10 protein-coding genes are annotated in these 12653 nt (G+C 70.4%); 8 read left to right on the forward strand and 2 right to left on the reverse strand.

Annotated features, from left to right (window positions below; all coding sequences use genetic code 11):
- Positions 1 to 33 precede the first annotated feature (33 nt).
- Positions 34 to 1212: an acyl-CoA dehydrogenase family protein gene (locus tag ACK4SC_RS06305; protein WP_409616122.1), complete on the reverse strand. Its 1179-nt coding sequence runs from the start codon at positions 1210 to 1212 to the stop codon at positions 34 to 36.
- A 119-nt stretch (positions 1213 to 1331) separates the two neighbouring features.
- On the opposite strand from ACK4SC_RS06305, the gene manA reads away from it, so the two are divergent.
- From manA to ACK4SC_RS06335, 6 genes are all read left to right on the forward strand, one after another.
- Positions 1332 to 2474 (forward strand): mannose-6-phosphate isomerase, class I, encoded by a 1143-nt coding sequence (gene manA / locus ACK4SC_RS06310; protein ID WP_409616125.1) that lies wholly within the window; start codon positions 1332 to 1334, stop codon positions 2472 to 2474.
- A 76-nt stretch (positions 2475 to 2550) separates the two neighbouring features.
- Positions 2551 to 4524, forward strand: a complete 1974-nt coding sequence (locus tag ACK4SC_RS06315; protein ID WP_409616128.1) for a cell wall-binding repeat-containing protein — start codon at positions 2551 to 2553, stop codon at positions 4522 to 4524.
- Between the two features lie 41 nt (positions 4525 to 4565).
- Complete coding sequence (galE, locus tag ACK4SC_RS06320; RefSeq protein ID WP_409616131.1) at positions 4566 to 5528, forward strand: UDP-glucose 4-epimerase GalE; 963 nt, start codon at positions 4566 to 4568, stop codon at positions 5526 to 5528.
- Between the two features lie 142 nt (positions 5529 to 5670).
- Positions 5671 to 5988 (forward strand): WhiB family transcriptional regulator, encoded by a 318-nt coding sequence (locus tag ACK4SC_RS06325; RefSeq protein WP_409616134.1) that lies wholly within the window; start codon positions 5671 to 5673, stop codon positions 5986 to 5988.
- 35 nt (positions 5989 to 6023) lie between these two features.
- On the forward strand, positions 6024 to 8879 hold the full coding sequence (locus tag ACK4SC_RS06330; RefSeq protein WP_409616137.1) for a glycosyltransferase: 2856 nt from the start codon (positions 6024 to 6026) through the stop codon (positions 8877 to 8879).
- The gene (locus tag ACK4SC_RS06335; RefSeq protein ID WP_409616140.1) at positions 8872 to 10362 is read left to right on the forward strand and encodes a DUF5719 family protein; all 1491 of its coding nucleotides are present in this window, start codon (positions 8872 to 8874) and stop codon (positions 10360 to 10362) included. Before ACK4SC_RS06330 ends, ACK4SC_RS06335 begins: the two co-directional genes overlap by 8 nt.
- Here ACK4SC_RS06335 and ACK4SC_RS06340 read toward each other — a convergent pair whose 3' ends face one another.
- Positions 10363 to 10812, reverse strand: coding sequence for a metallopeptidase family protein (locus ACK4SC_RS06340; protein ID WP_409616142.1), 450 nt, complete (start codon positions 10810 to 10812; stop codon positions 10363 to 10365). It abuts the gene before it with no gap.
- 49 nt (positions 10813 to 10861) lie between these two features.
- Between ACK4SC_RS06340 and ACK4SC_RS06345 the strand changes: the two genes are divergently transcribed.
- Complete coding sequence (locus ACK4SC_RS06345; protein ID WP_096423627.1) at positions 10862 to 11074, forward strand: DUF3499 family protein; 213 nt, start codon at positions 10862 to 10864, stop codon at positions 11072 to 11074.
- A gap of 43 nt (positions 11075 to 11117) precedes the next feature.
- Positions 11118 to 12539, forward strand: coding sequence for a phosphomannomutase/phosphoglucomutase (locus ACK4SC_RS06350; protein WP_409616145.1), 1422 nt, complete (start codon positions 11118 to 11120; stop codon positions 12537 to 12539).
- The last annotated feature ends 114 nt before the right edge of the window (positions 12540 to 12653 follow it).

Genomic DNA, 12653 nt, shown 5'->3' on the forward strand with positions numbered 1-12653 from the left:
GTCACGGGTGAACCGAGCCGGGCTCACAGGGGTTCAGACGAACGCGCTGACCCCCGTGATGGCGCGACCGACGATCAGGCTGTTCATCTCGCGTGTGCCCTCGTAGCTGTACAGCGCCTCGGCGTCCGCGAAGAACCGTGCCACGTCGTAATCGAGAACGATGCCGTTCCCTCCGAGCACCTCGCGGCAGAGCCCGACGACCTCGCGCATTGACGTCGTCGCGAAGGCCTTCGCCATCGACGCGTGCTCGTCGCGCTGTTCTCCGTTGTCGAGCATCTGCGATACGCGCGTGCACAGGGCGATTGACGCGGTGATTTTGCCCAGGCAGCGGGCGAGGAGGTCTTGCACCAGCTGGTGGTGGGCGATCGGCTTGCCGAACTGGTGTCGCTCCTTCGTGTAGGCGACCGCCGCCTCGTAGGCACCGATCGCGGTGCCGACGGCGGCCCAGGCCACCTCGGCGCGGGTGAGTCGCAAGACGCTCGCGGTGTTCTTGAACGACTCAGCCTTCTCGAGTTTGAGGCTGTTCGGGACGCGCACGTCCGTCAGGGTGATGTCGGCGTTCTGCACAATGCGCAGGGCCTGCTTACGCTCGATCTTTGTGGCCAGGTAGCCCGGGGTCTCGGTGGGCACGATGAAGCCTTTGACCTGGCCGTCTTCCGTGCTCTTCGCCCAGATGATGGTGATGTCGCTGAAGGTGGCGTTGCCGATCCAGCGCTTCTGACCGTTGATCACCCAGCCATCGCCGTCGGGAGTCGCCGTCGTGCGCAGTCCCTGCGCGCTGTCGCTGCCCGACAGAGGCTCGGTCAGGCCGAACGCACCGATGATCTCGCCGCTGCGCAGGCGCGGCAGCCACTCGGCGCGTTGCTCGGCCGAGCCGCAGACTCCGATTGACCCCATCGCGAGGCCGTTCTGCACGCCGACATAGGTCGCAACGCTCGCGTCGATGCGCGCCAGCTCGAGGGCGGTCCAGCCGCCGTAGAGCGCCGAGTAGTCGCCGGTGCGCGTCTCATCCCACAGTTCCCCAAAGGTCGGATGCTGGTGCAGGACCTCAATGATCTGTCGAGGGAACTCCGCCTTTTCCCACGCGTCGTTGACGAGCGGCTTCAGGTGTTGTTCGAGATCGGCCCGCAGGCGTGCCAGCGCCTCCTTTTCGTGATCGCGCAGTTGCGCTTCGAATCCGTAGAAGTCGCTGATGAGGGGCTCGAGGGTCATGGCCCCACTATGGCGCGCTACCGGCCTCGGGCCCCAAGGTTTTGTGGTCGGAGCGCACCTGGAGCGCGAGCGCGAGCATCCGTCGTTGTTGGCTGTCCACGATGGATAGGCTCTGGCATGTGATCCTCCGCATCGCCAACACCCCGCGCGACTACGCCTGGGGCTCGACGACGGCGATCGCTGAGCTGCTTGGCACCGAGCCGTCCGGGGGGCCCGAGGCCGAGTATTGGCTGGGCGACCACCCGGCGTCCCCGGCTGTCGTTGTCGATCGGCCCGCGGTGGGACGAACGCTCGCCGACGTCACGGCGACCCTTCCCGGCGGCCGCCTTCCCTTCCTCATGAAGGTGCTCGCCGCCGCTGAGCCTTTGAGCCTGCAGGTTCATCCCACGCTCGGCCAGGCCGCCGAGGGGTTTGCCCGCGAGAACGCGGCCGGCATTGCGCTCGATGACCCGCGGCGCTCCTACAAAGACGACCTGCACAAGCCAGAACTGCTGTACGCCCTCAGCGACCCCTTCATCGCCCTCAGCGGTTTCCGTACGGCGGCCGACGCACGCACCGAGCTTGCTGCGGTCGACGATCCGCGCGTCGCTCCGCTTCGCGATCGCCTCTCGAGTGACGACGCGCTCGCAGCGACAGTCGCCTGGATGCTCGCCGACGACCCAGAGGTCCGTTCCATCGTCGACGCGCTCACCGCTCACGCGGCCTCCGTCGACGAGGTCGCCGACCCGCACGGCACCTGGGCGACGATTCGCCGCCTGGCCGCCCGCTACCCGGGTGACCCCGGCGTCGCCATCTCGACGCTGTTGCACACGGTGGTGCTGCGACCCGGCGAGGCGCTGTACCTCCCCGCCGGCAATCTGCACTCCTACCAAGAGGGCCTCGGCATTGAGGTGATGGCAGCGAGCGACAATGTGATCCGCGGCGGGCTCACCCCGAAGAACGTCGACGTCGACGAGCTGCTCACCGTGCTCGACGCGCGGCCGCTGCCAGCCCCGCGCCTCGAGCCTGAGGTGCCCCAGCAGGGTCTCAGCGTTTTCCGGCCCGACGTGCCCGACTTTGCTCTCACCGTCGTCGAGGGGGAGGCGCTCGCCGACGGGGCCCTGATCGGGGCAGAGGGGCCGAGCGTTCTCCTGTGTCTCGAGGGCCAGGTCAGTGTCGACGGTAGGCAGACGGTGACCCGGGGCGACGCTCTCTACCTGTCGTCGGGGCCGTATGAGCTCGGCGGTACGGGCAGGGTTGTGGTCGCGAGCGCGAACGATTGATGCCACGCGCGGCTGTGGGGAGATCCCCTCAAACCGCGTTCCGAGCGCTAGCCTGAGCGCGCCGGAGGGGGTGGCGATGCAGCAACCGGCACGACCACGTTGGGCCGTCATGGCGGTCGCGCTCGTCATCGCGCTCACTGCGGTGATTGCGGTGAGCCCGGCGACCCCCGCAGCAGCGGCGAATGTTGACCGTCTGCACGGAGCAGACCGCTACGCGACCGCCGTTGCGATATCGCAGCAGGCCTACCCGTCAGGAGCGCCGATCGTGTTTCTGGCGACGGGCGCCGGCTTCGCGGACGCCCTGTCCGCAGCACCCGCCGCCGCAGCGCAGGGTGGACCCCTCCTGCTGACGGCGACACGCACACTGCCCGCCGCCACGGCGAACGAGATCCGCAGGCTGAAGCCCCAGCGGGTCGTGATTGTGGGCGGAACTGGAGTTGTCACCGGGGCCGTCGTCACCGCCCTGCGGTCTCTGGGTGTCAGCGTCGAACGCGTCTCTGGTGCAGACCGCTATGAGACCTCGCGCGCGATCGTTGAGCGGTACTTCTCAGGCGCCGAAACGGCCTGGGTAGCGACCGGGGCGAACTTTCCCGATGCACTGGCGGCGTCGGCCGCGGCAGGGTTGGTCGGGGGTCCCGTCTTGCTCGTAAACGGACTAGCGGGATCGCTCAACTCGGCATCGCGCACCACGCTGAATCGCATCGGTGCTTCTTCAGTGCTCATCGCCGGGGGCGTAGGTGTCGTCAGCGTCGGTATCGAAGACGGATTGCGTGCTCGCGGAGGAGACGTTCAGCGGCTCGCCGGCGATGACCGCTACGGAACAGCCGTCGCGATCAACCAATATGCCTTTCCGGCGGCCGAGCGCGCGTTTATCGCCACTGGCATCGACTTCCCCGACGCATTGGCCGGGGCGGCATTTGCGGGCAGCGTCGGCGCCCCGCTCTATTCGTCAGTGCCGACGTGTTTGCCGCCCGCGGTTCGTGACGACATCGTCAGTCGACTCGGTGCCTCGCGGGTGACCCTACTTGGCGGATCTGCCGTGCTCGGCGGCTCAGTCGGCTCACTCGGGGCGTGCACCTCGAACGCGGATGCTCGCGCCGCGTCGCAAACAGAGCTCACGAACAAGATCACGAATCGGCTCGCGAGCCTTCCGGGCGACTATTCGGTGAGCGTGCGCCAGACGACGGGCGTGCAGGCCGTGGTCAACGTGCGCGGAGCCACCATGCAGGAACCGGCGAGCGTGATGAAGTTGTTTGCCGTCTACGCCGTCCTGAAGCGCGTCGACCAGGGTCGACTCTCGATGACCACACCGACACGTTCCGGCGTGAATGTGCGTGACTGCATCCGCGTCACCATCCACATTTCGGACAACCTCTGCCACTGGGATCTCGTGGCCCTCATCGGCGAACAGAATCTGAACAACTTCTTCGCCGCCGAAGGCTTCTCGCGCACCGTGTACGCCGGTCGCGGCGCGGATGGGCGGCAGTGGTCGAGCAAGCACACGACGACCGGTGACGTAGCACTCCTGCTGGCGCGCCTGCACAACGGCAGCCTGCTGAGTGCGGCGTCGACCCGCTTCTTCATTGACCAACTCGAGACTCAGCTCTGGCGCGACCGCATACCGCACGGAGCCCCCGCCGGCATTCCCATCGCGAACAAGACCGGCCAGCTACACGTGTCCACGGGCATGATCGAAGCGGACGCCGGAATCGTCATCGGATCCCGGCACACCCACACGATCGCGGTCATCGGCAGCCGCAACGCGACCGCGGCGGGGATCGCCGCCATCGCGCGCGTCGTGTACGAGCACTTCAACGGCGCGTTCGGCGCGGCCGCCAACTACACGAAGCTCAACCTCGTGACGACCGCGACGGTCACCGCCTATAGCGGCCCGGGTTCCGGCACCACGCGCACCGTTGCATCGGGCACCCGAGTTCACGCCGACTACTCGTCGCGGCTTTGGTATCGCGTCATCCTCGGCGGCACCACAGTCGTGTACATCCACTCGTCGAACCTGGCGAACTGGGTGAGCTACCCCAGACGATGGTGACGGCGCCGTCACCTCCCACACACACCGGTAGCGTTGACCCCATGACCTGGCTCGTCACCGGAGGCGCCGGCTATATCGGCGCCCACGTCGTCCGCGCGCTCATCGACGATGGCCTCGGAGCCGTCGTCCTCGACGACCTGTCGAGCGGGCATGCCGCCTTCGTGCCGGAGGGTGTTCCGTTTATTGAGGCGAGCATCCTGGACCGCGCCGCCGTCGATCGCGCGATCGGCGAGAACGGGGTGACCGGGGTCATCCACGTCGCCGGGTTCAAGTACGCCGGCGTGAGCGTCGAGCGGCCGCTGCACACCTACGAGCAGAACGTGACGGGCATGGTCACGCTGCTCGAGTCGATGCAGGCGCACGGGGTTGATGCCTGCGTGTTCTCGTCATCGGCGGCCGTCTACGGCGATGTCGACGTCGAGCTGGTCGTCGAAGAGACCCCGAAAGCTCCCGCGTCGCCCTACGGCGAGTCGAAGCTCATCGGTGAGTGGCTGCTTGCCGACCAGAGCGTGGCGGCGGGCCTACGGCACACCAGCCTGCGCTACTTCAACGTGGTCGGCTCGGGTGATGTGAGCCTGCGCGACACGAGCCCGCACAATCTCTTCCCGCTCGTCTTCGACGCCCTCGTTGACGGCCGCACCCCGCGCATCAATGGCGACGACTACCCGACGCCCGACGGCACGTGTGTGCGCGACTACATTCACGTGTCTGATCTCGCGCTCGCCCACGTGGCCGCGGCCCGCCGGCTCGAACGCGGCGAGAGCATCGAGCCGGCCTACAACCTCGGCTCGGGCGACGGCGTCTCGGTGCGCCAAATCATGGATGCGATGGCGCGCGTCACCGGCATCGCATTCGACCCCGAGATCGCCCCGCGCCGCCCCGGCGACCCCGCGCGCATCGTCGCGAGCGGCGAGCGCGCGGCCCGCGACCTTGACTGGCGGATGCGCCACACGCTCGACGAGATGGTCGCCTCGGCGTGGGCGGCCCGCCAGGCGGCGCAGTAACGCACACTTCGCGGCGCGTCGCAACCCTCCAGAGTGGGTTCACCCTTTTACGATTCGCGACTTGACGCGAGTGAACTACACGAGTGTAATTAGGGGCATCCCGCCGCACCGGGGGTCGTGACGGGGGAGGGGAGCACCACTAATGAGCGAATACCGCAACACCGTACCGGCCGATTGGTACGTAGACCCGGTTCGACTGGGAGTGCCCGGAGTTCGCCGCACGACCGACATCGACGATGATGCCGAACTCGCGTGGCAGACCGACGCACTGTGCGCCCAGACCGACCCCGAGGCGTTCTTTCCCGAAAAGGGAGGGTCAACGCGCGACGCCAAGAAGATCTGCACGTCATGCGAAGTGCGCACCGAGTGCCTCGAGTACGCCCTGAAGAACGACGAGCGCTTCGGCATCTGGGGCGGCCTCAGCGAGCGCGAGCGGCGAAAGCTTCGCCGCCGCGCCTGAGCGTGCGCGGCGTGGTCCGCGCCTAGGCTCCTTCTGTGCAGCCCCGCGTAACAGCCGTGCTCGTCGTCCGCCGCGGCGGCGACGCGCTTGAGCAAACCCTCACGGCGCTCACCCATCAATCGCGGCGCCCCGATCAGCTCGTCATCGTCGACGCTGCTGACGACGCGGCCGTCACCGCGCAACTCGCCGCGGCGACCCCCACCCACTACGTCACTCCCGCCCACCCGGGAGCGGGCTTCGGCCAGCTCGTGATGGCCGGAACCGACCAGGTTCCCCTCGCCGAACAGACCTCGTCGCCGTATGGCGGCGTCGAAGAGTGGTTCTGGATGCTCCGCCACGACACCGCGCCCGACCTGCGGGCGCTCGAGCGGCTGCTGGCCGCCGTCGAGGTGGCCCCGTCGGTGGCCGTCGCCGGTCCCAAGGTGATGGACGGCGAGCATCCGACGACGATTCGTGAGTTTGGCGAGACGCTCACCCGCACGGGCGGCGCGGTGGCGCTGGCCGAGCGTGAACTCGATCAGGCGCAGCACGACCGGACGAGCGACGTGCTCGCCGTCGGCGAGGCGGGCCTGCTGGTGCGTCGCAGCGTGTGGCGCGATGTGGGCGGCTTCGACCCGGCGCTCGCGCACGCCGACACGGCCCTCGACCTGTGCGTGCGCATCCGTCTCGCGGGGCATCGAGTCGTCGGCGTTCCCCTGGCGCGCGTGTTTGCACACGAGTCGAGCGCCGAATTCAGCAAGCCAGGCCCCGCGCCACGCGTCAGCACCCGCACGATCGCGCGATGGCGCCGGACAGCGCAGTTGCACCGCCGGCTGGTGTACGCCCCTCTGGTGGCTGTACCGCTGCACTGGCTCAGCCTGGTTCCGCTCGCGCTTGCGCGCTCGATTGGCCACCTGATCGCGAAGCGACCCACGCTCGTGCTGGGTGAGATTATGGCGGCGTTCACCGTTGCGTTCTCCGGGCCAGCCGTGCCCCGCGCGCGCCGTCGACTCGCCCGCGCTCGGCAGGTCGGCTGGGCCGCGCTCGAACCGCTGCGCCTCGACCCGCGGGAGGTGCGCCGCCGGCGCGCCATTGCTCGGGATGCTCGGCTCGGCCAGGCAGAGCTCGCGCGCGTCGATCGTCCCGATTTCGCCCCCGCCGGCCTTGCGGCGGTCGCCGGTTCTGGTCTCATCGGCCTGCTCGTCGTCGCGCCGCTACTCGGCGCGGCCGCGCTCGGTGGTGGCACGCTCGCGCCGCTCGCCTCCGACATCGCGGCAATCGGCGAGGGCCTGCGCGTCACAACGGACGGCGCCGCCGATCCGTTCGCCTTCGTGCTGGCCGCGCTCGGGTCGCTGACCGCGTGGCAGCCCTCGCTCGCTCTCGTCGTGGTGTGGGCGCTGGCCCTCCCGTTGGCGGCGCTGGGTGCCTGGTGGGCCGTCGCTCCGCTCGTGCAGCGGCCGGGCCCCGCAGCAGCGGTCGCCGTCATGTGGGCCGCCGCCCCCGCCCTCGCCGTGGCCCTCACCGAAGCGCGCCTGACGGCCCTGATCGCGCACGTGACGCTGCCGTGGCTGGTCGCGGCCGCCGTGCGACTGCCGACGTCGTGGAGCGCTACCGCCGTCACCGGCCTGCTCGCCGCGGTGCTCGTCGCTACCGCGCCCAGTCTCGCGCCCGCGCTCGCGGTCGTCTGGATCGCCTCGATGGTGCTGCGGCCCCGCACCATCGGCCGCTTGCTCACCCTCGTCGTTCCCGTCGGGGTGCTCGCCGCGCCCCTCGTCGCCGACCGCCTCGTGCGCGGAGAGCTTCTCGAGCTGCTCACCGACCCTGGGCTCGCGGCCGCCCCCGGCCCTGCATCGCCGACGGGCATACTGCTGGGCTGGCCTGACCTCGCCCCGGTGCTGGGGCCGATCACGACCTTCCTGCCCGCCGACCCCTCACCCATCCTCATCGCGCTCGTGGTCGGTCTGCCCGTCGTCGCCATCCCCGCTCTCGGGCTGCTCGCCCCGGCACTTCCGAACGGGATGCGCGCCCTCGCGCCCCTCGCCCTCGCCGCGCTCGGGCTCGTCACCGCGGTCGCCGCGTCGGGCATCGCCCTCACCACCGCTGACGGCCGCGCGGTTGGTCTCGACGTCGGCCCCGCCGTCAGCCTCTACTGGTTCGGGCTCGTGCTGGCCGCCGGAATCGGGCTCGACCGACTGGGCAAGGCTGGCGTGCTGCCCGGCATCGTTGCCGTGACGGGAGCGACGGCCATCGCCGTGCCGGCACTTGCGAGCATCCTGCTCGGGTCGGCGACGGTGGTGCCGCTGACCGAACCGCGGACTCTGCCGGCCCTCGTCGCCGCCGACGCGAGCGACGACCCGCGTCTCGGCACGCTCGTATTGACGCCGCGCGCGGACGGGCTCGCCGCCCGCATCGACCGCGGGGCGGGTCCCACGCTGATTGACCAACGCACGATCCGCCGCGCCGACGACACCGAACTGCGCGCCCGTGCAACCCTCGCCGCGAACCTCGCGGCGCCGAGTGGCCGTGCCCTCGAGCGCGACCTCGACAACCGCGACGTGCGCTACGTGCTGCTGCGAGCATCCGGCGCGACGATCGAGAGCGACGACGGCACCGACGAGGCCGCGTACCGGCTCGGAGACGTGGCGGCGGCGCTCGACGCCACGCCCCTGCTCGTGCCCGTCGGAGACACCGACGCCGGTCGACTGTGGCGCGTCGCGGCAGAGGACGACGACCGATCGGCGGGGCCCGAGCGGCACCCCCTCTCTGGCACCGTGCTCGCCGTGCAACTCGGTGTGCTGGCGTTGACCCTGCTGCTGGCGGTGCCGACGAGCATTCGCCCGCGGCGGGAGCGCAGCGCCGATGGCACCATCGACGACCCCGCCGTCACCTTCGACGAGGACACCGATGACTAACGCGCGCTCCATTGCCCTCATCTCCGGCCGAGCAGGCCTCAGCCTGCTCGCCGCGGCGGCGGCCGTCGCGCTGGGAGCAGCGGCACTGCTCGTTCCCGGCCCACGCATCACCCCGGAGGTCGCCGCGGTGACGGTCACCCCCGACCGTGCCGACCAGTCGATCGCCTGCCCCGGCGGCGTGTTCGGGCTGACCCCCGGGCAGAATCCGCAACTCACGGTCGCCGCGATGCCGCGCCTCGTCACGGCCGGCACGGGCGCAGCGATCGCGACCCTCGAGGGCAGCGACGCGCTGCCCGACGAGCTACCCGCCGAGACCCCCGTCGTGGCCGCCGATCCGCCCGCCGTCGTCACCCTGCCGGTCACCGCCCCCGACGACCTCGTCGCGGCGGTCGACAGCGCCCGCGTGCGCAGCGCCGACGTCTTCGGCTTCGCCGCCGCCGAGTGCGCGCCCGCGAGCCGCACCGCATGGCTGGTCGGTGGGGACACCACGGTCGGCCGAACCAGCTGGGTGTCGCTGGCGAACCCGGGCCCGGTCGATGCGACCGTCGACCTCGCGCTGTTCGGCGCGGACGGCCCCATCGCCGCGCCCGGCAGCACGGGGATCATCGTGCCGAGTGGCTACCAGCGCGTCGTCGCCCTCGACGGGCTCGCCGTCGACCAGGCCTCGCCGGTCGTCGGTGTGACGGCGCGCGCCGGCTCCGTCACGGCAACCCTGCAGATGAGCGTCGTGCGCGGGCTCGAGCCGGGAGGGCTCACGATCGTGAGCGCGGCCGAGACGGCGACGACGCGGCTCGTGCTTCCCGCGGTGCCGGTCATCGACCCCGAGACGGTCCAACAGCGGGCCGCCTCGGCCGGACCCGACCTGCTGCCGACCCTGCGGATGCTCGCCCCCCTCGACGGGGGCGCCGACGTGACGGTGCGCATCGTTCGCGCCGGCTCCGGCGACACCGAGCCCGACGCCTCCCCCCTTCCGCCGATTATCGCCTCGCTCGACGGGGGCACCGTGCTCGACCTGCCGCTGCCCGAGCTTCCCGCGGGCGACTGGGCCTTCCTCGTGGACGCCACCGCACCCGTCGTCGCCGGTGTGCGGGTCAGCGTCGTCGACGGCGACCCCGACAGCCTGCCCGGACCGGTCGGCGGATTCGCGCCCTCCATCGACCAGCAGTGGATCGCCGCATCGCCGATCATCCCCGCGGGCGTCACCGCGCTCGGAGTCGTCGGTGACCTGGCCGGCACCACGGCGCGGTTGCACCTCGCGGCACCGTCCGAGGCCGCGACGGTCGACCTCGACGGCCGTCTCATCGACGTGCCGGCCGGGGGCTCTGTGGTGCTGCCCGTCGCGGGCAGCACGCCGCTGCGCATCGCCGTCGACGGGGGAGACGTGAGCGCATCCGTCAGCTATCGGGGGGATGCGGCGATCGCGACCGCGCGCATCCTCGCTCCGCGGGCGGCGCAGCCGCCGCTCGTCATCCTGCCGCAGTAGTCACCAGTGGCGGAAGCGGTCGGGGGCGAGATCCCACGGATCCTTCCCGATCAACTCACCGACCGCGCGGAACACACAGTTCTCGATCATCATGCGCCGGTGCCAGTCGTCATCGCGGTGCAAGCGACTCATGCGCTCGATCGGGATGCGGAACAGGATCACGCGCTGCTGCGCGGGGATCGTGCGCCAGCGGGCAACACCGGTCACGCCGGGCGGCTGCTCCGGCATGGGCATGACGTCGATGCGCAGGCCAGACAACTCAGTGGGCCACTCGTCGACCAGATACTCGGCGGTCGCCTGCACGGTCTGCTCGAACAGGTCGCGGCGCGTGTGCACCGGCCGCAGGTGCACACCCGGCAGCTGCGAGCGGCCGGCGCGACCGTGGCGGGCGCGACGACGCCCCTGCGAAGTGCGGCCCGGCGAGGGGCCACCGGCGCGCGGTGAGGGCATGCCGTCAGCGTACCCGCGGAAGTCGCGGGCCAGTCGTATGCTGAACCCGATGACCTCCCGGCAGTGCAGCAAAGTGGCGTGTAACAACGCGGCCATCTCGACGCTGACGTACGACTACGCCGACTCCATGGCCGTGCTCGGGCCGCTCGCGCAACGGCGCGAGCCGCACACCTACGACCTGTGCGAAAAGCACTCGCAGCGGTTGTCGGCGCCGCAGGGTTGGCACATTGTGCGCTACTCGGCGCTCGGCGAGGTCGGCTGAGCGAGGCGCGTCGACGGGTCGTGGCACCGGTACGGTAGACGCCGTGCACACCACCCCCGACCTCTCTGCATTCATCAAGGCATACGACGTGCGCGGGCTCGTCGGCTCGCAACTCACCGACGAGGTGGTGGAGGCGCTCGGGGCCGCCTTCGTCGACGAGCTGAGCGCCGCCGGCACGCGCATCGCGGTCGGTCACGACATGCGCGACTCGTCGCCCCGGTTCGTCGAGGCCTTCGCCCGCGGGGCGACCGCGCGTGGCGCGCACGTCGAGAATCTGGGGCTCTGCTCGACCGACGAGACCTACTTCGTCTCGGGCCGCGACGGCGTCGCCGCCGCGATGTTCACCGCCAGCCACAACCCCGCCACCTACAACGGCATCAAGTTCTGCCGACCCGGCGCCCAAGGCATCAGCCTCGACACGGGGCTCGCGGGCATCCGCGACCGGGCTCAGGCCTACCTCGATGCGGGCGGCGTCGAAACGCTTCCCGCCGACCGTGTGGGCTCGGTCAGCACGCGCGACGTCCTCGCCGACTACGCCGCCTACCTGCGGGACCTCGTCGACCTGACCGCACTGCGCCCCTTGACGATCGTCGTCGATGCCGGAAACGGCATGGGCGGAATGACCGTTCCCGCGGTGCTCGGCACCGCAGCCGGGCTCCCCGCGCTGCCGCTCACGATCATCCCGTTGTATTTCGAGCTCGACGGAACCTTCCCGAACCACGAGGCGAACCCGCTCGAACCGGCAAACCTCGTCGACCTGCAAAAGGCCGTCGTCGCGCACGGTGCCGACCTGGGGCTCGCGTTCGACGGCGACGCCGACCGCTGCTTCGTCGTCGACGAGCTCGGCCAGCCGGTGACTCCGAGCGCAGTTGCGGCCATCGTTGCGCGCCGCGAGGTCGAGAGGGTGCGTGCCGCCGGTGAGACCGGTGCGATCTCCGTCGTGCACAACCTCATCACGTCGCGCATCGTGCCCGAGACGATCGAGGCCGTCGGAGCCGAGCCGGTGCGCACGCGCGTCGGGCACTCGCTCATCAAAGACGTCATGCATGACACCGGGGCAATCTTCGGTGGCGAACACTCGGCCCACTACTACTTCCGCGACTTCTGGGGTGCCGACAACGGCATGCTCGCCGCGCTGCACCTCATCGCGCAGTTCGGCTCATACGACGGGCCGCTGTCGCGTCTGGCGGCGGAATACACGCCGTATGCGGCCAGCGGAGAAATCAACTCGGTCGTCGACGATGTTCCGGCGGCCTACACGCGCGTGGTCGAGGCGTTCACGGGTCGAGCCGAGATCGACGATCTCGACGGGCTCACCTTTACGGGCGTGGTCGGCGACGAGTGGTACTGGTTCAACGTGCGCCCCTCGAACACCGAGCCGCTGCTGCGCCTCAACGCCGAGGGATCGACGCAGCCCGTCATGGAGGCGGTCCGCGACGAGGTGCTCGCGCTCATTCGCGCGTAGGTGGCGCGCCCGGGGTTCCGGGCTGCGCCTGGCGCACGGGGGTTCGCGCCGCACGCCAGTGCCCACGGCCGTGCGGCTGTGCGCAACTCGTGCGGGTTTGCGCGTGCACGAACT

It is taken from the genome of Microcella sp., from assembly GCF_046293215.1.
GTDB lineage: Bacteria > Actinomycetota > Actinomycetes > Actinomycetales > Microbacteriaceae > Microcella.

Coding starts and splice junctions, on each gene's coding strand:
- ACK4SC_RS06315 (WP_409616128.1), top strand. CDS start 2,551: ATGCAGCAACCGGCACGACCACGTTGGGCCGTCATGGCGGTCGCGCTC.
- ACK4SC_RS06345 (WP_096423627.1), top strand. CDS start 10,862: ATGACCTCCCGGCAGTGCAGCAAAGTGGCGTGTAACAACGCGGCCATC.
- galE (WP_409616131.1), top strand. CDS start 4,566: ATGACCTGGCTCGTCACCGGAGGCGCCGGCTATATCGGCGCCCACGTC.
- ACK4SC_RS06335 (WP_409616140.1), top strand. CDS start 8,872: ATGACTAACGCGCGCTCCATTGCCCTCATCTCCGGCCGAGCAGGCCTC.
- ACK4SC_RS06340 (WP_409616142.1), bottom strand. CDS start 10,812: ATGCCCTCACCGCGCGCCGGTGGCCCCTCGCCGGGCCGCACTTCGCAG.
- ACK4SC_RS06325 (WP_409616134.1), top strand. CDS start 5,671: ATGAGCGAATACCGCAACACCGTACCGGCCGATTGGTACGTAGACCCG.
- ACK4SC_RS06305 (WP_409616122.1), bottom strand. CDS start 1,212: ATGACCCTCGAGCCCCTCATCAGCGACTTCTACGGATTCGAAGCGCAA.